This window comes from Corynebacterium sp. MSK019, from assembly GCF_030232425.1.
In the GTDB taxonomy this organism is placed as follows: Bacteria; Actinomycetota; Actinomycetes; order Mycobacteriales; family Mycobacteriaceae; genus Corynebacterium; species Corynebacterium jeikeium_D.
The window spans coordinates 103,001-124,876 of sequence record NZ_JASPJT010000009.1 but is presented as its reverse complement, the minus strand read 5'-3'; the positions used below and the strand labels follow the sequence as shown (position 1 = coordinate 124,876).

Annotated in this window: 18 protein-coding genes and 2 pseudogenes; 9 read left to right on the top strand and 11 right to left on the bottom strand. The window is 55.6% G+C overall.

Translation table 11 applies throughout. The features are described from left to right. Positions 1-57: 57 nt before the first annotated feature. Positions 58-1,164, top strand: coding sequence for a glycosyltransferase (locus tag QP982_RS08015; protein WP_070549350.1), 1,107 nt, complete (start codon positions 58-60; stop codon positions 1,162-1,164). Positions 1,165-1,527: 363 nt separating this feature from the next. On the opposite strand, the gene QP982_RS08010 is transcribed toward QP982_RS08015, so the two are convergent. The 6 genes from QP982_RS08010 to QP982_RS07985 all read right to left on the bottom strand — a co-directional run bounded on the left by QP982_RS08010 (position 1,528) and on the right by QP982_RS07985 (position 8,199). Continuing rightward, positions 1,528-2,658 (bottom strand): PDDEXK family nuclease, encoded by a 1,131-nt coding sequence (locus QP982_RS08010; protein WP_049193885.1) that lies wholly within the window; start codon positions 2,656-2,658, stop codon positions 1,528-1,530. 155 nt (positions 2,659-2,813) lie between these two features. Further along, on the bottom strand, positions 2,814-3,980 hold the full coding sequence (locus QP982_RS08005) for a hypothetical protein (RefSeq protein WP_187400632.1): 1,167 nt from the start codon (positions 3,978-3,980) through the stop codon (positions 2,814-2,816). Positions 3,981-3,990: 10 nt separating this feature from the next. Beyond that, the gene (locus tag QP982_RS08000) at positions 3,991-5,913 is read right to left on the bottom strand and encodes a glycosyltransferase (protein WP_016421829.1); all 1,923 of its coding nucleotides are present in this window, start codon (positions 5,911-5,913) and stop codon (positions 3,991-3,993) included. 18 nt (positions 5,914-5,931) lie between these two features. After that, positions 5,932-6,465 carry a GtrA family protein gene (locus tag QP982_RS07995; protein WP_053093006.1) on the bottom strand — a complete coding sequence of 178 codons (534 nt, stop codon included), beginning with the start codon at positions 6,463-6,465 and terminating at the stop codon, positions 5,932-5,934. 78 nt (positions 6,466-6,543) lie between these two features. Further along, entirely contained in the window at positions 6,544-7,527 is a 984-nt protein-coding gene (locus tag QP982_RS07990; protein ID WP_049189781.1) for a hypothetical protein, read from the bottom strand. A gap of 51 nt (positions 7,528-7,578) precedes the next feature. Further along, the gene (locus QP982_RS07985) at positions 7,579-8,199 is read right to left on the bottom strand and encodes a hypothetical protein (RefSeq protein ID WP_246819594.1); all 621 of its coding nucleotides are present in this window, start codon (positions 8,197-8,199) and stop codon (positions 7,579-7,581) included. 52 nt (positions 8,200-8,251) lie between these two features. Between QP982_RS07985 and QP982_RS07980 the strand changes: the two genes are divergently transcribed. From QP982_RS07980 to dprE2, 3 genes are all read left to right on the top strand, one after another. Next, the gene (locus QP982_RS07980; RefSeq protein WP_005510976.1) at positions 8,252-8,479 is read left to right on the top strand and encodes a hypothetical protein; all 228 of its coding nucleotides are present in this window, start codon (positions 8,252-8,254) and stop codon (positions 8,477-8,479) included. 113 nt (positions 8,480-8,592) lie between these two features. Further along, positions 8,593-10,062 carry a decaprenylphosphoryl-beta-D-ribose oxidase gene (gene dprE1, locus QP982_RS07975; RefSeq protein WP_284870395.1) on the top strand — a complete coding sequence of 490 codons (1,470 nt, stop codon included), beginning with the start codon at positions 8,593-8,595 and terminating at the stop codon, positions 10,060-10,062. A 25-nt stretch (positions 10,063-10,087) separates the two neighbouring features. Then, on the top strand, positions 10,088-10,849 hold the full coding sequence (gene dprE2 / locus QP982_RS07970; protein ID WP_005510898.1) for a decaprenylphospho-beta-D-erythro-pentofuranosid-2-ulose 2-reductase: 762 nt from the start codon (positions 10,088-10,090) through the stop codon (positions 10,847-10,849). A gap of 200 nt (positions 10,850-11,049) precedes the next feature. Here dprE2 and QP982_RS10710 read toward each other — a convergent pair. The 5 genes and pseudogenes from QP982_RS10710 to QP982_RS07950 form a co-directional block, all read right to left on the bottom strand. Next, positions 11,050-11,640: pseudogene (locus tag QP982_RS10710) on the bottom strand (ABC transporter ATP-binding protein); the annotation flags it as partial. 365 nt (positions 11,641-12,005) lie between these two features. Beyond that, positions 12,006-12,492 (bottom strand): annotated as a pseudogene (locus QP982_RS10705) (ATP-binding cassette domain-containing protein); the annotation flags it as partial. A 20-nt stretch (positions 12,493-12,512) separates the two neighbouring features. Beyond that, on the bottom strand, positions 12,513-13,304 hold the full coding sequence (locus QP982_RS07960; RefSeq protein ID WP_284870393.1) for an ABC transporter permease subunit: 792 nt from the start codon (positions 13,302-13,304) through the stop codon (positions 12,513-12,515). After that, positions 13,301-14,248, bottom strand: coding sequence for an ABC transporter permease (locus QP982_RS07955; RefSeq protein ID WP_284870392.1), 948 nt, complete (start codon positions 14,246-14,248; stop codon positions 13,301-13,303). The genes QP982_RS07960 and QP982_RS07955 overlap by 4 nt, the downstream gene beginning before the upstream one ends. A 1-nt stretch (position 14,249) precedes the next feature. Beyond that, on the bottom strand, positions 14,250-15,782 hold the full coding sequence (locus QP982_RS07950; RefSeq protein ID WP_035010183.1) for an ABC transporter substrate-binding protein: 1,533 nt from the start codon (positions 15,780-15,782) through the stop codon (positions 14,250-14,252). 164 nt (positions 15,783-15,946) lie between these two features. Here QP982_RS07950 and QP982_RS07945 point away from each other — a divergent pair, with 164 nt between their 5' ends. From QP982_RS07945 to QP982_RS07925, 5 genes are read left to right on the top strand one after another with little or no spacing between them, the layout of a single operon-like run. Then, a complete protein-coding gene (locus QP982_RS07945; protein ID WP_070602250.1) occupies positions 15,947-16,915 on the top strand; it encodes a TauD/TfdA family dioxygenase in 969 nt (322 codons plus the stop codon). Then, the gene (locus QP982_RS07940; RefSeq protein ID WP_070429116.1) at positions 16,912-17,904 is read left to right on the top strand and encodes an ornithine cyclodeaminase; all 993 of its coding nucleotides are present in this window, start codon (positions 16,912-16,914) and stop codon (positions 17,902-17,904) included. Before QP982_RS07945 ends, QP982_RS07940 begins: the two co-directional genes overlap by 4 nt. Next, entirely contained in the window at positions 17,898-19,286 is a 1,389-nt protein-coding gene (locus QP982_RS07935) for an alanine racemase (RefSeq protein WP_284870391.1), read from the top strand. Before QP982_RS07940 ends, QP982_RS07935 begins: the two co-directional genes overlap by 7 nt. 18 nt (positions 19,287-19,304) lie before the next feature. After that, entirely contained in the window at positions 19,305-20,366 is a 1,062-nt protein-coding gene (locus QP982_RS07930) for a PLP-dependent cysteine synthase family protein (RefSeq protein WP_076772192.1), read from the top strand. After that, positions 20,348-21,802 carry an MATE family efflux transporter gene (locus QP982_RS07925; RefSeq protein WP_070602246.1) on the top strand — a complete coding sequence of 485 codons (1,455 nt, stop codon included), beginning with the start codon at positions 20,348-20,350 and terminating at the stop codon, positions 21,800-21,802. Before QP982_RS07930 ends, QP982_RS07925 begins: the two co-directional genes overlap by 19 nt. The last annotated feature ends 74 nt before the right edge of the window (positions 21,803-21,876 follow it).

Sequence of the window (21,876 nt, the reverse complement as noted above, 5' to 3'; positions counted from 1 at the left end):
GGAGCAACATGGCAAGATAGACAGCAATAAAAACAGTAATAAACGGTACTTCCCCCGATGGAGAACGAAGTGAGCGAAAACTCGGCTGACCACCCAAAGCACGATGAAGCAGCAACGGCCGCAATCGTGGTGACTCACAACCGCATCGAGGACCTGCGTCAATCGCTTCCCATCGTTGCCAGCCAGACCCACATGCCGAAATGGCTCATCATCGTCGACAACGGCAATGACCCGAAGGTCAAGGAGCTCGCTGAGCAGGTGGCGGCGCAGCAGTCGTCGGAAAGCGGATCGGCGCCGGAAATTCACTACTTCGGCTCCAAGACGAACCTGGGCGGCGCTGGTGGTTTCGCACTGGGTATGCTGACTGCGCTGTCGCTGGGCGCGGAGTGGATTTGGTGCGCCGATGATGACGGGCGCCCGGAGGACTCCTACGTGCTGAAGGCGCTGCACAGCTGCGCGCGACGTCACCAGCTCGACGCTGTCTCGCCGGTGGTCTGCGACATTAAGGCCCCGAACAAGCTGGCATTCCCCCTGCGCCGCGGGCTGGTGTGGCGCCGTCATCGCGAGGAGCTTTTCGAAAGCGGCATCAACCCCAAACTCCCGGCAGTGAACGACTCTGAGGGGCGGAGATGGTTCACCAACTTTGCAGATCAGAAGGCTGCGACCGGACTCGAACTGCCTAGCGACCTCGAAACCATCGACGGCAACCACGACCTCCTGCCCGGCATCGCATCCCTGTTTAACGGCGCACTGTTTAGCGCCCGCTCGCTGGAACAGCTCGGCGTTCCCGACTACCGCCTATTCATCCGCGGCGACGAGGTCGAATTCCACCGCCGCCTGGTCCGCTCCGGCCTCCGGTTCGGCACATGCTTGACGACGGCCTACCTGCACCCCTCCGGTTCGGGTGAATTTGTGCCCATTCTCGGCGGCAAAATGCACACGCAGTACCCGACCAATGACTTCAAGCGCTACTTCACCTACCGCAACCGCGGCTACCTGATGAGCCAGCCCGGCATGCGCAAGCTCATGCCACAGGAGTTCCTGCGCTTCGGCTGGTTCTTCCTGGTCCAGCGCCGCGATGTCCGCGGCTTCTACCGCTGGTTCAAGCTACTGAAGCAGGGGCGCGCGGAGAACTTCGAGCGCTTCGATCCAAAGTCGAAGTAGTTCGGGCTGGCGTTGCGGCTGGTGGGGCTGAGGCTGTGGCACTGGCCTGCATATTTGATCTCGCCCGGGTCGTGTAGTCCGCATTTCGAGTGCTCAGTGCGCAAAAGTGTTACCTAACCCCTGGTTCCCTTCTCCTCCACTGACATATCGATGAGGTATTCACTCATCGATGCGCTACAGCCTGCGCATAAGTGAATAGTCCTACGATAAGTGCGCGGGCCAGGCCAACAGCGTGGCCATAAGTCCTGAAAAGTCATCGACAAGTGGCGGAAAGTTGGCCATAAGTCGCTGGAAATCCGAGCCAGTCCGCTCGAAATCGTTCCAAGTCCGGTGAGCACAATTGCAATAGGTCAGCAGCTGAACTTAGCCTGAGTCGCGCGAGGCCGGTGCATTTTCCAGAAGCTGCAAACGCTGCTTACGCTCCTGGATTCTGGAATCACGGAGCTGCCGATCTTTATACGGGACAGTGGCTTGACGAAAACGCCCAACTTCGGACGAAAATACCAACCCACCTGCCTGAATGCGCTGCCTCTGCCGAATAGCAAACTGTCGCAAGACCTCCACGCAGTCCCCATTAATGACCTGCGCCCATTGGAAGCGGAGTACATCTAAGTGGAGGTTCCTCAGACGCTTCTCGCGAGCTTGCTCTTTCAGAAGTACAGTTTCCGTGGCTGCTACCCCGCCACCGGAATACTTAGTCAGCCCATCGAACTCAATGATCAAATTCAGATGAGGCACATAAAAATCGACGCGCCCAATGAATCCTTCACTGTCATAGAACTCGACTTGCTGCATGAGCACGCATTTTTCGTCGTAAAGCGTGGCAATTCCTGAGTCGATTATGCATTTCTTTGTGATCGACTCACCGATGGTTTCGCTGTGTTCGCTGGCAGTTCGAAGTAGCTCGCGGGCGCGACGGGTCCCCGGCGAACGTGGGTAATTTGTGAGGACGGTGTGCAGTTCTTCGAGGTCACACCACTGTCGCAGTGCGGTGTCAACGATGATTGGCCCGTTTTCGGACTCGGCGGTGCGGCAGATATCGATGACGGTTTTCGGCACATCTGTAACGCAGCGCCCACCAATGCGAACGATGTCTTGTTCGAGGATTCTGCCACTGACATGGCGCAATCCGCCGCCAGGTCGGCGCAGGCCGGAATTGGCAAGCGCGATTGTGGCATTTCGAACAAGCAACGGGATGCCATGCAACGCAGCGGCTGCTTCGCCCGTAATGATTGTCCCGGAACCTGGCTTGACCAGTGCCTTTATCTGTAGTTGAAAACGTTCGAATGCTGACAGCGCATTCCAGCGAGAGCACTCGATGTAGGTGCCGTACGCCAGTCTGAGCAGGGATCCATCTCGAATATTTGCGCTTCCGACGTGCCCGTGCAGATTATCCAGCTCTGACTTGGCACTGACATATTCACAAGGATGCTTGATTTGTTTCTGCGAAGCCGCGTGGATGAGGCCATCGGAATCGTAAGTCCAGTTAGGCATTGGTTTAGGCACGCTCCCCGAGGTGGGCTACAGGAATTCACGCATTGGAATTAGTGCCTTTAGTTATGGTCGACCCCGCGGAAATTGGCAGCAGAAAAGCCGCCGAATTGCCCGTTTCTGTGGACAATTTGGCGGCTGTGGATAACTGTCAAACGTTAACCTCTTGGTGCATCCTCGAGACGGATACCAAAAGGAACTCCGGGATCAGAGGGCCAATAGTATTCATCATCCGAAAAGGTAATAGTGGCGCGCTCGCCATCTCTGTGCAGTGCCGGATTGACGATCGCCTGTTCAATCGTGCGCGTCTCCGGTCCGTTTTGCCCCGACAGCTGTGCAGTAACTTCGGTTGGCTGGTCCAGAATCAAGATTGCGTAAGGTCCCCTGTCCGGTGAACCGGGGTTAGGATCCTGGCGCTGCTCATAGGCTAGAACATCTGCCTTGGTCTGGAAAACCTTCACGGTTCCCGTAATCGAATTGGTTCCAGACGTGCTTGACGAAGAACTAGAACCCGAACCAGACCCCGACCCCGAAGCCGACCGCCCCGCCGTCGGATTCGGGCCGCCGTTGCCACCGTTACCACCATCAGCGCCAGCACCATTCGAGCCCGAGCCCGAGCCCGGCGCGCAGTCATTACCAGCAGCAATGGCCTCGACGACATCCAGGTTGTCAGCCGGAATCCAGTTAAACTGTTCGAACTCCCCAGAACCCGGATTCGCAGGCGTTTCCACCAGCTCATCGCCCTGGCGCGTCACCAGCAAATCTTCCTGATCGCGCCCCATCCTCTCTGCAGAAAACGAGAACATACCCGGCTGCCCAGTAGCTCGCTGAAGGGCGCGACGTACACCGCCCACAGAAGTCACGCCGTCATGGTAGGAATTCTGAAACTGAATTTCCTGACCATTCTCGTCAACGCCGTAGACACCAATCGCATCAATTTCGGCGCTCATCGCACTTGTGCCATAGTTCAACACCAGCTCGGGCACGCACCCATCATCAAGATGCACGAGCGCATATTTCATCGCCCCACCAGGACTAACTTCACCGACAAAAGTCTGCAGCGGCGCCGGGTTCGCCAGCACCTGCTTGTACACTACGACGGCCTTCTCCGCCTGCGCCTGCACCTGCGCATCGCCATTTTCGCTTGACGACGACACACTGCCCTCGGCAGCCGCCGAATCGCCACCTCGATCCCCAGAAACCTGGAGGAAAAGGAACAGAGCCAGCAACAGGATAATCAGCACCAATAGCACCAAAATGGCGATGAGCTGCTTGCGGGTTTTGCCACCTGAGCTAGTCGAAGGCGTGGGTGTGTGCGTGGTCATGATTGAAGAACTACTCGCCTTGGAAGAACTTTTCCCAGTTGTCTTCGCTGGTCAAAGATGGCACGGCGGCACGCCACTGCTTCGCAAGGTCGTCCCACTTGGAGGACAGTTCGCGCATGAGGCTGATGGTCTCGGCGCGCATGGACTTTTCCTTATCCAGGTCGCGGACCAGGTGACGCACACCGTTCTGGGAGGCATCGGTGACCCAGACGTCGTCGAAGGTGGAAATGTGCCACCAGAAGGAGTCCTCGAAGGCCACAGCCACCGGCCCCGGGCGCTTCTTACCCATCTGGGTGTACGCAAGCCGCTTTGCCATCGTCTTGTTTTCGCTGGAGATCTCGTGTGACGGCGGACGAACTGGGGTCAGACCACCCGGCATCTCGTGCATCGGCAGCAGCTCGGTCTCCGGGAAGTTCTTTCGACCAGCAGAAATGCGAGCGAAGTCGCCCTGCGATGCGTTCTTCAGCACCTCCGGGCCACGTAGCAGGTCACGAACAGCTTCCATCTGCGTCCAGGCCAGGCCGTAGCGCATGGAGACCAGGTTCGAGAGGATTCGTCGTGAAGCGACGTTGACCATGTCCTTTGCGGTGACATCGCCGTGCATGGTGGCGGCGATAAGCGAGTTGCGCAGGCCGAAGTACTGGGCGGCGTTTTCGATGTCCTTCCAGTAGAAATCGGCGTGCCAGACGGCGGCGCCCGGAATGGTGTCGGTCGGGTAGCCGGCCTTGGCGGCGCGGAATCCGTAGTCGATGTCGTCGTACTGGAAGAACAGCGGCAGCGCCAGGCCAATCTTCTTAATGACCTCGGACGGCACCAGGCAGGTCCACCAGGCGTTGTAGTCAACGCCCAAGCGACGCAGCTGGTGGTACTTGCGCACATCCACGTCGGCGTAACCGAACTTGGGGTCGTTCTCCTCGACGGTCAGCGCCTTCCAGTTGTAGGTCTCGCCGGTACGGAAGAGGCTGGTCGGGTTGAACAGGAAGAGCATCTGCGCGCCGAGCAGCATCGGCTTTTCCGCGCATACGGCCAGGGCGGATAGGCGCAGGGTGGTTTCGGGCTCGGGGCGGATGTCGTCGTCGGTAAGCAGAACCATGCAGTCGCCCGCAGCGGTGGCGTCGCGCATGCCGCGGGAGAAACCGCCGGCGCCGCCGAGGTTTGGCTGGTGGACAACGTTCAGGCGCTCGCCGAGGATCTCCTTGGCCTGGATGAAGTCGGCTTCGTCAGCCGGGTGCTGTTCGCCCTGGTCAACGACGCGGATGGTGCGAACGCGCTCAAGGGCTGGCAAATCCTCAGCCAGCGTGGCGACGGTTCGAGCACAGTCAACCGGTCGGTTGTAAGAACAAATGACCAGGTCAGTCGGAATATCGCGCTTGATAGCCGACTTGGGCACAACATAGCGGACATCGGAAATCTTTGCGCCTGCGTCCTCGGTGTCGAAGCGCAGGTGAATGGCACCGCCATCGGCGAAGCGGTCCAGCGGAACGGTCAGGCGCACCTCTTCATTTGCAGAGCCCGACATCGGCGAGTGCTCACCGGTCCAGTTGCCGTCGGCATCCGAGCCGCCCGCTGCCCAGGAGTCCTCCAAGCGAAGGTGGCCCCCAATATCTTCGGTGTAGGCCAGCACACGCGCGGAACCGACCACGCGCGCACGGATTTCGACCTGCTTAATTGAGGTCCAGCGCTGCCAGTAAGAAGCTCGGAAGCGACCGAAGTAGGTGTCAGTGCGCACCACGGTGTGGCGACCGAGCGTGATCGAGTTACGGGTGGCCTGCACCGAGCTGTCGTAGGCGCCAACGCCTTCGACTCGGTAGTACAAATCCGGCTCCACCCAGTCTGCGGGCGGAGCAAACAGCACGCGCTGAATAGTCAGCATGTCAACATCGGTTTCGGCGGTCAGCTGAGTGGATTCCTTATTAGAAGCAGTCGAAGTCACGTCCCCCAGCGTATCGCGCTATTTCACACGGAAGATGAATACACGCTGAATGATGAAGTTAATTACCGTCGCAACGCCCTGTGCGACGACGAATGCGCCGAACTGTGCCCACTGCGCGTTCCAATCCCAGGCCTCGACAAGCCAGGGCTGCAACACATTAAAGATGCCGACCTGTGTGGCGTAAGTAATCAAGTACAGCACCGCAACTGCCAGCACCTTCTTCGCCGAGGACTTCGACTTGAAGGTCCAGCGGCTGTTAATGATGTACGCCGTAATCGTGCCGAAAACCCAGCCGACCGTCTTACCCCAGAAGTTGGTCGCCCCGAAGGCGTTGAGCATGATAAACGTCAGGCCGAAGTCCACCACCGCCGCGATGACGCCGGAGATGATAAAGCGCATCATCTGCACTTTCAGTCCGTGCTCGTCCTTGGTCTCCGTCGCCATTGGCACTGCGGCCGAGTCCTCTACGACAAAACCGTTTTCGTGGGAGCCGTTTCCGAGCTTGCCGTTGTCGCGGTTCGGGTTTTCATTTGCTGTTTCATTCGCTGACACGCCTAGGAATTCTAGGCCACCGGCCAGCTAACAAACAGCCAGCGCGAACATAAACAGGCAATAAAGAGGAGAAAAGAACTAACGCCGCAGCGCCTCACGCAGCAGATCCAGCCGCTCCACCGGCGAGAGCGCATCCTCCCCAGCTAGCCCCAACGCGCTCATCTCCGCCCAGCTAGCCGCCGCCAATTCCTCAACGTCCTCGCCGGATAGCGGGATGCCCTCGTCGCTCTCCCAGCCGAGGCGCTCCATGACATGCGCCGCCACATCATGCCGTAGCTCATCCGAGGTCAGCGCCGCCAAGCACAGCAGCTCCACCAATGCCGCATCGTGCCCGGCTGGGTCTTTCTCGGCGTCCTCTATAGGCAATGCGCGCAATCGCTTAACGACGCTCTCCCCCGCCTCCCCGGTCAATTCCAGCGCGGTTGCTTCCGACCTCTGCAGGTCCAGAGCCTGTAACAGGGGCACGAATTCAAACACCCCCGACCTCTCGATGATGTCCACGATATCGGCACGAGCGGTGGCCAGCGTATTTTGAATAGAGTCCCGTCCGGTCAATTCCCTATTGATTGCGGCAATATCTACCGGCTCCTCCGCGTCCACATCCCCCAGTGCGCGGATTGAACCCGAGCCACCGATGCACAGGGCATCCGGGGTGGCCTCATCGCGGGCAAAAGCTTCTCTGACCTGCAAGGTATGTTCCCACAGGCCCCACTGCCAGATAAGGGTATCGCCGGGACTTTGCAGCACCTCGGCAACTGTGGTGGACAGGGGAACATCGACGACTCCGACCGCTGCGGGTCTGCCGCCAGTCACCAGCTGCGCCGCAGACTCCACCGCAGAGCCGGGCAAATGGAACTTCGTCGGCACGCTTTCCTCGCCCCACCCAAAGATGACCGCTAACACGCGGGACAGGCTTCGCAAATCCATCTGGTCATTGACCCCGAAGACGCGGTGGGCACTGCACGGTTCTTCCTCTAAAGAAGCACCGATAATGAGCGTGGCCGGTTCCGTGGCCACGCGAACGCCTGGGAAGGCGACTACGTTATCGGTCTGTGCTGCCATACCTCACAGCGTACGCAGGAAAAACAATGTGGCCTGGATAGCAAAAACTCGCTACAATGCGCGCGTTTTTACCAGCGGAATCTGGCGCGGCTCCGCACCCCATGGCTCTACCAAGTACTTGCGACGCAGGCGCTGCGACTCCACCGCGGTCCACTGCGCCACCAGCTCTTCTACCCCGCGGGCAAGCCCCAGCACCGGCCCTGCGACCTTTTCGCCAACATGCGGAAAATCAATAACCTCCACGTCGTTGACCTTGGGAAACCGCGGCTCCGTCAGATTTCCCTTGCCGGGCTTGGCCTTCTCTTCCTTCGCGGCGGCGCGCAGCTGTCCGATGTGGTCACGAATGCCGGCCACGGATGCCGGCAGGTCAATCACCGTGGCCCCCGCCTGCTCAATCGCTTGCGATAGCAAGTCCGCACCCTCAGCACCCTCAGCGCTCTCTGCCGCAGCGTCACCGTCACCATCGCCCGCGGTCACAGTTGCAACAAAGCAACCGGTGAGCAGATTGGTGGCGGTCTCCAGGGCTCCGTCGTCAAGCGGATCCACCAGCCATGCACCCGACAACCTCTCGCCTGCAAAGGACGGCGAGAGCTCCACATGCCAAATGACAACGGGCGATGTGGAACTACATACGGCAAGGGTCTGCGGAGTAGCAGCGGGCGTGGATGTCATGAGGTTGATGGTATCGCGAGTGACGGATTCGAAGCGGGGTAGCCTTTATCGCATGTTCGACTTTTTCAAGAAGAAGCCGCGCGAAACCATCAACATGGCCGCCGAGTACACCAACACCCCGCTGTCGAACCAGATGGTCATGCTGTTCGCCGAGGAACTGCCCATCCTCGACAGCAAGGAACGCGCACAGGTCTACCGCGCACTCGAGGCCTACGACGGCCCGCAAATCACCTCGCAGGAGATGCTGCCGGAAGAGATCCGAAAAATTATGGATCTATAGTCTCTCCGTACATTTCGTTCGCTTTCCGACGGCCCGTGCGCAGCCTCAAGCGTGACCAACACCTCGGAGCGTCACGGGCGACGGAGCCGGTGCAAAGGGGTAGCCTAGCCTTGATGTCCACTAACACTAACGGCAAGTCCAGCACCGATGCTTCGAACGGTGCCTACGGAGCCGTACACACAGAAGCCAGGACCCTGACCGGTTGGGGTCGTACCGCCCCCGCTAAGTCCCAGGTGCTGTCGACGCCGGACTTGGATGAAATCGTTAACGCCGTCAAGGCTGTCGCAGACCAGAACTCCGACAAGCCTGACCACCTGCGCCGCGGTGTAATTGCCCGCGGTATGGGCCGCTCTTACGGCGACCCCGCCCAGAACTCGGGCGGTCTGGTCATCGACATGCAGAAGCTCAACAAGATCCACTCCATTGACCAGGAGTCGGCGATTGTTGATGTCGACGGCGGTGTCACGCTGGATCAGCTGATGAAGGCCGCGCTGCCCTACGGCCTGTGGGTGCCGGTACTGCCGGGTACTCGCCAGGTCACCATCGGTGGTGCCATTGGCCCGGACATTCACGGTAAAAACCACCACTCCGCAGGTTCCTTCGGCAACCATGTGCTGTCGATGGAGCTGCTGGTCGCCGACGGTCGTATTCTGCATCTCGAGCCGGAGGGCTCCGCAGATGACCCGGACGGCAAGCTGTTCTGGGCAACTGTCGGCGGCATGGGCCTGACCGGCATTATTGTCCGCGCCCGGATCGAGATGACCAAGACCGAGACGGCTTACTTCATCGCTGATGGCGACATGACCCACACTCTGGACGAGACCATCGAGTTCCACTCCGATGGCTCCGAGGAGAACTTCACTTACTCCTCCGCGTGGTTCGATGCCATCTCGCCGGAGCCGAAGCTGGGACGCGCCGCAATCTCCCGCGGTTCGCTGGCAACCCTGGCTCAGCTGGAGGAATACGCCCCGAAGCTGGCCAAGGACCCGCTGAAGTTCAACGCTCCGCAGCTGGTGACCGTGCCGGATATCTTCCCGTCCTTCACCATGAACAAGCTGACCATGATCAGCATTGGTGAGCTGTGGTGGCTGAAGTCCGGTACCTACCGGAACCAGGTGCAGAACCTCACGCAGTTCTACCAGCCGCTGGATCTCATCGGTGAGTGGAACCGCGGCTATGGCTCCAAGGGCTTCCTGCAGTACCAGTTCGTTGTTCCGCGCGAGGCCGTCGAGCCGTTCAAGGAGATTGTCCGCGATATCCAGCGCTCCGGCCACTACTCGGCACTGAATGTGTTCAAGCTGTTCGGCGAGGGTAACCGCGCTCCACTGTCCTACCCGATGCCGGGTTGGAACGTCTGCGTGGACTTCCCGATCAAGCCGGGTCTGGGCGCCTTCCTCGATGATCTGGATAAGCGCGTCATGGAGTTCGGCGGCCGCCTCTACCTGGCCAAGGAATCGCGCACTTCCGCCGCTAACTTCCACCAGATGTACCCCGAGATGCAGAGCTGGCTGAACACCCGCAACGAGATCGACCCGCACGGTGTCTTCGCCTCTGACATGTCGCGTCGACTGGAACTGCACTAAAAGAACCGAGAGGATTTAAGCCCCAATGATTAATGCTGTAGGCGCTGCCCAGTCCATCCTGCTGCTCGGCGGCACTAGTGAAATCGGCCTGGCTATTACCGCCGAGTTCCTGAAGAAGGGCCCGGCCAAGGTCATCCTGGCTTCCCTGCCCAACGATCCACTGCGCGAGGCCTCCGCTGAGAAGATGAAGGCCGCCGGCGCTTCCGAGGTGGTCACCCTCGACTTCGACGCAACGGACTTCGACTCCCACCCGGAGGTCGTCGATAAGGCATTTGCCGACGGCGACGTGGATATCTGCATCGTCGCGTTCGGCATGCTTGGCGACGCCGAGGAGCTCTGGCAGAACCAGCGCAAGGCCGTCCTGGCTGCAAACATCAACTACACCGGCGCGGTGTCTATGGGTGTTCTGGTTGGTCAGAAGTTCAAGGCACAGGGTCATGGCCAGTTCATTGCCATGTCCTCCGTTGCTGGTGAGCGCGTGCGCCGCTCCAACTTTGTCTACGGTTCCACCAAGGCCGGCCTGGATGGTTTCTACCTGAACCTGGGCGAAGCCCTGGAGGAGTACGGTGTCAAGACCCTGGTTATCCGCCCGGGTCAGGTCCGTACCCGCATGTCCGCAGACGTAGACGAGGCTCCGTTGACCGTGAACAAGGAAGATGTCGCCAAGCTCGCAGTGAAATCCGTCGAGGCCGGTAAAACCCTGGTCTGGGCTCCGCCAGCGTTCCAGCTGGTGATGATGGTGCTGAAGCACATCCCGCGCCCGATTTTCAAGAAGCTGCCGATTTAAGACTCGAACAGCAGAGCTTTACAGGGTATTTCCGCGCTGACTCTCAAGTTTCTTGCATCCGTTTCGATAAAACCCCAGGGCTGTTTTCTGAGGAGGGCGAGAAGTGCAAGAAACTTGAGAGTTTCTTGCACTTAGGCCCCCTTTTCATCCTTGACCCCACTTTTAGCGCCTGGGCTCAGACAACCAAGCGTGTATTAGTCTCAACCCACAGCTGCAGTTCCAATTGGGATAACCGTGGAGCAATACGATTGCAGCAGCTCATCATCGTGACTGACTAGAACTATGCCCATTCCCTCGCTGTTGAGTTCTTGCAGAACGCTCATCACTTTGGTCGCTGCTTGATAATCAAGCGCCGAGGTAATTTCATCGCAGAGCAGGAGCTTTGGGCGCACGGCTAGAGCACGTGCGATTGCAACACGCTGCCTCTGCCCTCCAGAGAGTCCACTTGGCTTACGCTGTGCGAGCTGCTTATCGATACCGACTTGATCGAGCAAATCTATTGCCGCTCGGCGTGCGTCACGGCGTCCCCTTACCGACACCCGGGCTGCACGCGCTACGGCATCGAGCGCGGTCATTTTCGGGTTCAACGTAGAGGCAGGATCCTGCGGAACTATCTGCATCATCAAACGATTCTTCCGTGGCCATGTACGCTTAGCTTCACGAGTTACACCAGCACATTCAATCTCACCCGACTCTGCGTGGTTTAGCCCGATTAGGCACCGAAGTAGTGTCGACTTTCCGCTTCCCGACGGTCCCTTGACCCCAACCATAGTGCCACGCTGTACAGCGAAAGAGAGGCCCTGAAAAAGAGTCACGCGTTCATTATTCACGCAGCTCAGGTTGGAAACTCTTAAGACTGGAGACGCACCCGCCCCTGCCCCCGCCCCCGGCATAGATTCACCAATCGAGGCTTTGGAGAGTTCTGTGACCTGGATGCCTTTCGTTACTGAACGCGGGCTGTGGCCAGAAGTCGTCTCTACACTCTGGCGTTCCACGCGCTGGGTGATCGAATCGCTTTTTTCCGTTCCATTCCCGACAGCCACGACCGAGTCAATGCAAATCGCAAGCTTAGGAACCTGGTGGGCGGTGAAAATGACCGTAACGCCACTATCCGCGATGCCTCTTAGCAGATGAGCGATTACCGTCGAAGTATCGGAGTCAAGGCCGGCGAAGGGCTCATCAAGAGCGATGGCTTCAGGCGAACGCGATAGTGCCCGAGCCAGTGCCACCCGTCGCTGCTGTCCACCAGAAAGCTGGTGAATACGTCGGGAAGCAATGCTGGCTGGAAGATCTACACGCTGCAGCAACGCTGCAACGTCGGCCGCTGGAGCTAGCTCCCGGAGCATCCGGGCTACTGACATCAATGGTGGCAACTCGGCGCCCGGATCCTGTCCTACGAAAGCAATGTGCTCACGGCGAAAATGAGCTAATTCACATGATGGAAGCTCCAGCGGGTTTACATCTCGCCACCCACTGGACTCGACAGAAACCCCACCAATTACTTCCGATCTCTCCGGTACCGCACCAATCAATGCCTTTAAAAGTGATGTCTTCCCGGAGCCGCTCACCCCAGTTAAAACCGTAATCTCACCCGCTCGGGCAGTGAGCACTGTGCGGGGTAGGATAACGTGCCCGCTTTGCATCACGGAAATATCTACATCAATCACGAGCTCGGCACATCCTTCGGTTCCTTCTGCCTCCCATTAATCAGGGCCACTACAGCAATCGATGTCGCTGCCAACGCGGCGGCTGGTGCAAGTACTGACCAGGGGTTCAGTGATATTCCACTCGCGTTATCCCGCACCATCGCTGACCATGCAAACTCACCGAGGCTTCTCCCGACCCCAAGGAAGCTCGCCGTAGCCAGCACATACAGCGCTTCGATAATGCGAAGACTCCATACCGAACGAAGTACTGCGGAAATATTGGGAATGATGTCCCGCAAGATTATCGAGACGGTCGATACGCCACTGCCCAGCGCAGCCTGAACATAACCAGCGTTAGCAACGGGATAGGTGGCGGCGGCGACCACACGGGCAGCATAAGGCGTACCCACCGCAACCGAAACACCAATAAGCGCTGGTAGCCCACCATTGGGATACAAGACTGCGGTTAAAAGCAAAAGAATTACTGCGGGCACCAAGATGGTGACATCCGCCACTGCTTCAATAAAGAAGCCCAGTTTTGGCTTTAGCGACCCCAAGATACCGAATAGAGCGCCAAATGCCGTGGTCAAAGAACCGACGATAATTGCAGTTACGACCAAGGACCGGCCACCGACAAGCACTGCAGCGCCCACGCTTCTCCCCAGGTGTTCTGTTCCTAGGAAACCCTCCTCGTTACCGTTAGCGAAGGGCACGCCATGCGCCGACAGTTCAATGCCAAACAAACCAGCAGCGACCGGTCCGCCTAACACTAGGGCGATAAAGGCCCCCGCTAAAAACCTTCGAATCATAGTTGCACCTTCGGGGTGAATGCGACTTTTATTGCATCTGCCACAGTCAGCAACACCAATATGATCGCCCCTGTTACAGCAAGTACGGCAAGAATCACCGAGATATCCCGTTGCGCGACTGCATTAGACACCAAAAGCCCCACTCCAGGATGGTTAAATAACGCTTCGACTGTGACTGTCCCTGCTACCAAAACACCTGCTGTTGTAGCCATTGAAGTAGCAAATGTCGGTGCGGATAGCGGCAGGATATGTCGAAGTGCCAGCTGATTTCCCACGATTCCGTTTAGCTCAGCATTGCGGACCGCAGTGTTGTGAGAAGCATCCTCGAACGCTGCGAAAAGCATTCTCGAATTCCAGGCCGCCTGAGGAATTACCAGCGCCATAACCGGTAATGCGTACATACTTATCTGGGTTGGCAAGCCTTCCGCGGTTATAGTGACCGCGGGAAACCAACCAAGCCAGAGAGAGAATACCGCTACCAGAAACACACCAACGACAAACTCTGGTAGCGCAATTAATGCCACTGTCGATCGGTCAATAATGTGCGAAATCCAGGGTCTTTCAGCACGTGAAGCCCAAAAAATGGCGATTGCTACCGAAAGAACAGCAGTGACTAAAAATGCCATACCAGTTGTTGCCAGCGTCACAGGCAGCGCTGAACTCAGCAGATTAATAATCGGTACTCCGTTTACGGAAGTACCAAAGTCGCCCGCAAACGCACTTCCCAGCCAGCTCAGGAAGCGGGCCATAAGCGGCTTATCAAGATTCAGGTTTCTTTCTAGCGCTGCCAGAGCTTCCGGGGTCCGGTTTGCGCCCAAGATTGCGGAGGCAGCATTACCGGGCAGCCAATCAATCGCTACAAAAACAAGTCCGAGAACTGCGAAAAGTAAGCCTCCACGAATTATCAGCCGAGGAATAAGCCAACGCGCGATTTCCGCTGGCACACTAAGCCTTCTGGACGGTTTCAAGAAGGACACGACCATAGCCTGGAGCCTTAGGCAGACCACTCAAATTAGCTCTCGCAATATCGACTCCGTCAGATGCACCCCAGACCAGATACCCGGATCGCTCGAACTCAATCTTCTGCAGCTGGCGGCTTAGCTGGTTAATTCTCTCAGTATCGGTGCTTTCCAGTACCTGGTCATAGATCTCGTTGAATTCAGCATCATCAAATGCGGTCTCATTAGAGGCCGCGTCACCGTCGAGAACCTTCCCAGCGAAGAAGAGCACAGAATCATTAGTTCCCCAATAGCCACAATATAGGTCTGCCTTGGTCCATGTCTCGTCGTAGAAAGTACCCGAATCCTGCTCCACTACATTGAGAGTCATGCCGATTTCTTTCACCTGATCAGCGATAACCTTCATCGCCTCTACTTGACCCGGAGCCTCAGGGGTAACGTACAAGTCATACGTTTTCTCAAGGTCAAAATCTGCCTCTTGGAGGAGATTCTTCGCTTTCACAACGTCACGCTTACGCACTAACGAAGAATCCAGGTTCGAATCTGCCGTTCCAAGAATGTCGTTTGCAGGGGTTCCATAACCGGAGAGAGCTCGTTGGATGATTTGCTCCCGATCAACTGCAAGGCGCAGCGCCTGACGAACTTTCACATCTGAGAAAGGCCCATCTGAGGTACGCATGATTAGTGGAATAACCGAGTCATTCATCCGGCGCACAATCTTTATATCTTCATTTCCTTCGACGGATCGGGCCGCAATAGGACCCGCAGCTTGAGCTAAGTCAATTTGCCCGGACAACAGCGCATTAGTCATTGCGGTGGAGTCTTCAAATGGAATGACATGGACCTCAGCAACTCCTGCTACTGTTCCGTGATAGTTATCGAAACGCTTGAGCTTAGCAGAACCATTTTCCCAACTGACCAGCTGGAACGGCCCCGATCCAATGGGCTTTTCAGCAGAGGAACCCTTCTTCATCACGAAGGTCATCAATCGCGCAAGCATCGGAAGCTGTGAATTCGGTTCCGCAGTTTCCATCACAACGACGTTGGCTCCAGCAGCACGAATGCTATCAGGCATCACTGGAAGCCGGAATGAGTTTTCCTCATCCGAAAGCATCTTCTTCAACGACCACACGACATCTTCAGATGTGACCGAGGAACCATCATGGAAGGTAGCACCGTCGGCAATCATAAATTCCCACTCAGTCGGATTATTCTGTTTCCATTCCTGCATCAGGCGTGGCACTACAGTTTCTTTCTCGCCCGGCACCGTCAGAGCCTCCCAGATCAGGGAGCTAATAAGCATATCTGAATCATTAGGCAAAAGCTGGTAAGGGTCTCGTTGAGCGCTTGCCGCTTTCCCGAGAGCCCCAACACGCAGCACATTAACGTTTTCGACTTCATCCCCACTGGCAGCCCCATCCCCTGCCGTCGACTCTCGTGACGTACACGCCGTCAGAAAAGTGCCTGTCCCAATAACTGCCATTGCAGCGAGGAATTGGCGTCGAGAAAAATTGGTCATGATGGTTCCTTAATCTCTAAGAAAGACTGCCCACAGGAGAAAAGACATAGCTAACAACTACAGCAGCAGTAAAGCTTAGGCAAGCCTACTAACGAAATTCTTTTAAGAATAATTACCTAGGCCAACCTTTACAGCATAGGCTACCCTCACCTAATCTCTCTGTCATGCAGCATTTGCACCTGAGCCAAGAACTCTCACACAGGATCGTTAAAGCTGCCGACGAACTGGCTGCGACACAGAAGATTAGCTCTCCCGACTCGTACAATGCCATCAATCATCTTTTGACTGATGAGCTGGAGGAACTGAAAGAACTAATTCTGCTCTCCCCTACTGCCCATGCCACTTCCATCCATGGACTTCCCTTCCCTGCAGTTCACGGACCTACCCCAGCCACGTGGCAGGAATGCGTTGGCAAGGTCCGAACCTGGAGATTCGTTCTTGCGATCATCGCTAGCGCTGTCGGTCGCCCATTCGGATGGTTCGGACAGCAGAAAGGCCGTATCACCACAGACTTGGTGCCGACCCGCGGCCAGGAGAACCAGCAAGTTGGCGCCAGCAGCAACACCACATTGACCCTGCACACAGAAGATGCTTTTCATCCGCGGCGCGCGACGCACTTCGCTTTATTTGGTCTTCGTAACCCCAAAAATGTCGGCACTACGCTGGCCCCCATCGATGAAGCATGGCATCTACTCGATGTAGATTCGAAAAAAATTCTAACCGGGGACGGAGCCATCATTATTCCAGATGCATCTTACGGTGATTACGAATATGCAGCTCCTACTGCCATGACATCAATCTGGAAAACTGATGGCAATTTAGGCATGAGGTTTGACCCCGCCTACACAGACAAAAATTCTGGAACCTTACAGTGGTGGGAGGCATTTGAGAAGCTTCAACAGGCTCTTCACACTGTCACCTATACGGTACCTATAAAGCCAGGTCAGATGGTCATCATCAACAATGACCGATGCGCCCACGGACGAGTACCTTTCGTAGCCAACTACGACGGGACCGACCGCTGGATGCTACGCATCAACATTATGGGAACCAAAAACACACGCCCCATCAATGAAATCAACGAACCCGGCTACGGCCAACACATCCGATTTATGGATGGTGAAATCCTATGAAACAGCGAACTAACCTGACCGTCCTCAGCAGATCAGAATTAGCTCAAATAAAAATTTCACCCGAGTCCGTACTCGAGTCGGTGAAATCCGCTCTCATCGAGCTCGACCAGCCAGGAACTCTGTGCCCAGGGAAAATCAAAGTTGAAGTACCTGAAAGCGTGAGTTACTCGATGGTCGGCAGAAGTCGTTCTTCAAATTCCGTCGGATTCAAGACTTCCTATACCCATTGGAGCAAAACTCACCAACAAAGCGCCAGGGATAGAAGCTATTACACGACCCTCACACTGTACGACGATTCCAGCGGATATCCTATTGCACTTCTCGACGGCGCTGCGGCAGGAACTCTCAGAACCCCGGCAGTCTCAGCGCTATTGGCACAGTATGCTGGTGCAATTCCTCAGAGCGCTCTCATCATCGGTTCGGGAACCCAAGGACAAAACGCAGCCCCTTTTCTCCTTGAAACCTTTGAAACATTAAACACGATTTATCTCGCCGGCAGCCACAGCGTGGGACTAGAGAAAGGCGCCAAGATTGCATCAACAGCAGCAGTGAAGCTTGGCCGAAAAATAAAAATCAAGATTGTAGACGATCCTACAACTGTGAGTTCAAACTGTGATCTCATTATCGGGGCCGCTGGACCTGAGACTCGTTGTACTGTCACAGCATCCGATATTCCCCGGCACGCAACCGTCGTTGTTGTGGGCTACGGAATCGCCCCTGATATCTGTCATCAAGCGAGCAGAGTCATCACGACGAGTATCGAACAGATGAATGTTACCGGTCGCGATTACGCTGACACCGATGGTCGGTTGCCGAATGTCCATGCCGAACTATCCGATTTGCTCCGCAAAGGGCGCAAACTGCCTCGTATTGACGAAACTACGTTTTGCTATAACAGCGGACTAGTTCTAACCGATATCGCTGTCGGCCAAATCCTCGCCAAGGAAGGTCTTAAGCAGGGATTCGGGACGGAGATATCCCTGTGGTAAGTGCCATATCATGCAAGATTGATGTTCCAAGCTGGCAAACGGCTCTGATTGGCTCAGGGAAACTTGACTTCATTGCTGAGCTTTCCGACACCCCTTTTCATGTCCTTTGCCCAAACCAATTTGCTCAAACACTTTCAGCCTGGCATACAACCGCTAAGGAAGTCGGCATTAAATTCGGTATCCGGTTTGGCAAAAAGGCAAATAAGTCCGCGCACTTCAGTCGCGAGATAGCACTGAGTGCTCTTCGTGGTTTCGACAGTGGAATCGATGTCGCCAGCGTCGAAGAGTTCCAATCATCTCTGGCCGCTGGTGTACCAGGAAATAAATTAATCATTACTGGTGCTACACCGAGTCGAGAACTTATCCATTTGGCAGTTTGCCACGATGCAACTCTAACTATTTCCAATGAAGTAGATTCAAGAATAATTTCCCAATTTGTCGACGAAATCGATACGCCTAATCAGCTCCGAGTTCTTCTCCGGATTGCGAACCAAACCCCCTCCACACGGTTTGGTATGAGCATCGATACCGCCTTGTCTCTAACCGCTCGTCTTAGCCAAGGCCGTGCCAACATCGAAATTACCGGCCTAAGTTTCCACTGCAACGGTTATGACCTCCACGAGAGGATAAACATGTCGCATCTGGCAATCGACACCCTACTCAAGGTGCGCTCCCTGTCTCCACGGGCCGACACTATTTCCATTGGAGGTGGATTTCCCACAAGCTCAGTCGAGTATGGAGTCTGGCGAAACCTGCAATCTCGACTAAAAAACGAAATGTTCATAGATTCGAATAAACCTAAAGACCAATATCCGTTCGGATCACCTTTATCCGGACAATACTCACTACGGTTTATAGCTAATCAACATCGCCCACTGACACGTCGAGATATGGAGTCCACTCGACGCAGCTCGGACTCCATGGCTCAGCGCGCTCATCGTCACAACATAAAGATTTTGGCAGAGCCTGGACGGTCTTTATGCCAGTTCGCGGGTGCTAGTTTCTTTCCTGTTCTTTCGTGTCACGCATTGCCCAATGCTGCACGGACAGTAACTGTCGTACGTGGAACTAGTCTCAGCCTCTCAGAGCAATGGTTCAACTCGGAGTATTATCCGGACCCATACCTTGTGCGTAACGGAGTCATTATCGACTCGGGAGTAGCTACCGCAACAGCAGTTTCCGGATCAACGTGCTTAGACAGCGATTATCTCAGCAAAAGAATGATTCAACTCCCCGACAGGCCTCGACCTGGAGATTTCCTAGTCTATCCCGACACAGCCGGGTATCAAATGGACTCGAACGAGTCTGCTTTCCACGGTTATCGGATTCCTCAGAAATACGCCTTTAATCCTGTCACCATGACCATCACGGAAGATCGCTAGAACAGAGGCCAAATAAAGATGCCAAAAAGAATTTATACGCAGATGTCTCAACTCATTGGCAATACTCCTCTGTTCGAGCTTGTCTGTACTCCCCAGAAAAGTCGCGTTTTGCTTAAGCTCGAGCAATTCAACCCAACTGGAAGTGCGAAAATCCGGATGGCCCAGTCGATGATTAAGGCGGCAGAGCAGGATAACCGACTTCAAGAGCATGGCACTATCGTTGAATCGACTTCCGGTAATACTGGACAGGGCTTAGCACTTCTTGCACTTGAGCGCGGATACGACTTCGTAGCAGTCGTCGATAATCATTCTTGTAAAGATAAATTGAACTCCATGCGTGCAATGAATGCACAGATGTGCTTCGTTTCCAATCAAGATGACGATTCGCTCGCCACATCGGCTAGAGAAAACCATGCTGAGGAGCTCGGCAAACAACACGGCTGGGTATTCATGAAGCAGCATGACAATGTCGCAAACTCGATGGGTTATTACCCTGCAGCTGATGAAATTTTAAATGATCTTGGGGAAAGCCCGACTCATATCATTAGTGCCGTAGGCACAGGTGGAAGCCTCTTTGGAGTTACTGAACGTCTCCATCAATTGGGACACCGTCCCACTATTATAGGCGTCGAACCGGAAGGTTCCATTGCATTCGGTGCTCCTGGACACGACTATTGGCAATCTGGAACGGGCACCCCCGAAGGTGCAGTTATCGGCACTTCAGTTCGCTACGACTTACTCGACTACGGAGCAAAGGTATCCGACAAAGCAGCTTTCGCTGCATGCCGAACAATCGGAAAGCACATGGGGCTTCTACTGGGAGGATCTGCTGGCGGAGCCGTAATAGCAGCCCTCGAGCTCCTGCCGGGCTTTCCCGCTGGCTCTACATCGTTGACCATGGTGTGCGATGGAGGGGAAAAGTATCTAGATACCGTATTCAACGATGAGTGGATGTCCGAACGTGGTTTACTCGATGTCGCCCTCGAGGACAAAATTTGGGCACAAATTACGTCATTGCGCGCTGGGAAAAGTTCAATTCCGCTAGGTTCAACACGAATTTCATGGTCGAAGGAAAAGTAGTGCCCGGTACTACCTCACAGAACTTAAATCGTCAGCTTTTGGCGATGTCTCTTCCCCTCGCCGGCACACAGCTTGCGAACATCGCAATCTCAACCACGGACACTCTCATGATGGGTCAACTTAGCCTCGAGGCTCTGGCTGGCGGAGGCTTGGCAGTGGTGTGGTTTAACCAAGTACGCACAATGGCTGTGGGCCTATTAACACCACTGGGCAATAGGATTGCGTCGGCTCATGCGCTGTACGAAAGCAAATCTCGCGAACGAGCGGACTCTGAACTATCTGTTACTACGTTGCAAGGCGAAATTCGCAATCTTTCACGCACCGGCTGGTTCCTAGCAACTGCCAGTGGCCTCGTGGGAGCACTAGTGCTAATCGGGATTGCCTACGCGCTGCCATTTTTCGGCCAGTCCGCTGAGATTAGTTCCGCAGCCACTTCCATGATGTGGTTGCTCGCGCCAGGTCTTGTTCCTTGTTTGTGGTTCCAAGTCTCCCGTCAGTTTTGTGTAGGCCTCGGTAAACCAAAATCGCTACTACACATAACCGTCGCGATGATCGTAGTGAATGCAGCGTTGAACTACGCGCTCGGTTTTGGATTCGGGCCGTTTCCTGCATTGGGTCTGCTAGGCATTGGACTGTCCACCACACTGGTTCATTTATTGTCGGCCCTAATTTATCTGCGAATCACCATCCGAGATCCCGACCTCTCAACTTTTCTTGCCCTCGATTTCTGGAGTGCCGACGGAGACACGATGCACGGAAGGCTCCGTCACCTCGTCCGCACTCAGCTTCGTCTGGGGCTTCCAGTCTCAGCAACCTACGGAGCCGAAGCGGGCATGTTTTCTGTGCTGGCGATGGTCATGGGATCCTTTGGCACAGAAGCACTCGCAGCGCACAACGTCGTCTATCAAATAACCTTTATTGTTTTCCAGATTGGTGTTGGGTTCTCCCACGGCAGCTCTATTCTTGTGAGTCGCGCTTGGGGTCTGAATGACAACTCCCTTGCACGCCAAGTCGGCATTCGAACTCAAACGATGATGGCTGCCATCGTTGCTGTTGCTTCCGTCAGCTTTCTTTGCGCTCCCCGCCTCGTACTTTCCCCATTTATAAACAGCTCCGAGAAATCCAATGCCACCGAGACATTAAGCATCGCATTGGGGTTGTTGGCTATTGGCGCAGTGATGGAATTTGTCGATACTGCACAAAACATAGCTATCGGTCTCCTGCGCGGGATTAGCGACACCACTACTGGTTTGAAGGCATCCCTCACTGGTTATTGGATTATAGGTTTGCCAGCTGCTTTAGTACTTGCTTTTCCCATCGGTCTAGGGCCTCACGGGGTGTGGTGGGGATTGGTCATCGGGCTTGCCAGTTCTTCAATAATCCTTTGGAGAGCTTTCCTTCTCGCGACGCGTAAAGACCTTACCGTGAAACTCTAAAGAACTCGTCCCTCAAAGCGATATCCACGTCGCAGGTATCCGGTCGTTCACGTTCGTGTGCAACACTTAAAAGC

What these genes read in the sequence shown, in the direction of transcription:
- QP982_RS08015 (WP_070549350.1), top strand. Translation starts at nt 58, where the DNA reads ATGGAGAACGAAGTGAGCGAAAACTCGGCTGACCACCCAAAGCACGAT.
- QP982_RS08010 (WP_049193885.1), bottom strand. Translation starts at nt 2,658, where the DNA reads ATGCCTAACTGGACTTACGATTCCGATGGCCTCATCCACGCGGCTTCG.
- QP982_RS08005 (WP_187400632.1), bottom strand. Translation starts at nt 3,980, where the DNA reads ATGACCACGCACACACCCACGCCTTCGACTAGCTCAGGTGGCAAAACC.
- QP982_RS07990 (WP_049189781.1), bottom strand. Translation starts at nt 7,527, where the DNA reads ATGGCAGCACAGACCGATAACGTAGTCGCCTTCCCAGGCGTTCGCGTG.
- QP982_RS07985 (WP_246819594.1), bottom strand. Translation starts at nt 8,199, where the DNA reads ATGACATCCACGCCCGCTGCTACTCCGCAGACCCTTGCCGTATGTAGT.
- QP982_RS07980 (WP_005510976.1), top strand. Translation starts at nt 8,252, where the DNA reads ATGTTCGACTTTTTCAAGAAGAAGCCGCGCGAAACCATCAACATGGCC.
- dprE1 (WP_284870395.1), top strand. Translation starts at nt 8,593, where the DNA reads ATGTCCACTAACACTAACGGCAAGTCCAGCACCGATGCTTCGAACGGT.
- dprE2 (WP_005510898.1), top strand. Translation starts at nt 10,088, where the DNA reads ATGATTAATGCTGTAGGCGCTGCCCAGTCCATCCTGCTGCTCGGCGGC.
- QP982_RS07960 (WP_284870393.1), bottom strand. Translation starts at nt 13,304, where the DNA reads ATGATTCGAAGGTTTTTAGCGGGGGCCTTTATCGCCCTAGTGTTAGGC.
- QP982_RS07950 (WP_035010183.1), bottom strand. Translation starts at nt 15,782, where the DNA reads ATGACCAATTTTTCTCGACGCCAATTCCTCGCTGCAATGGCAGTTATT.
- QP982_RS07945 (WP_070602250.1), top strand. Translation starts at nt 15,947, where the DNA reads ATGCAGCATTTGCACCTGAGCCAAGAACTCTCACACAGGATCGTTAAA.
- QP982_RS07940 (WP_070429116.1), top strand. Translation starts at nt 16,912, where the DNA reads ATGAAACAGCGAACTAACCTGACCGTCCTCAGCAGATCAGAATTAGCT.
- QP982_RS07930 (WP_076772192.1), top strand. Translation starts at nt 19,305, where the DNA reads ATGCCAAAAAGAATTTATACGCAGATGTCTCAACTCATTGGCAATACT.
- QP982_RS07925 (WP_070602246.1), top strand. Translation starts at nt 20,348, where the DNA reads ATGGTCGAAGGAAAAGTAGTGCCCGGTACTACCTCACAGAACTTAAAT.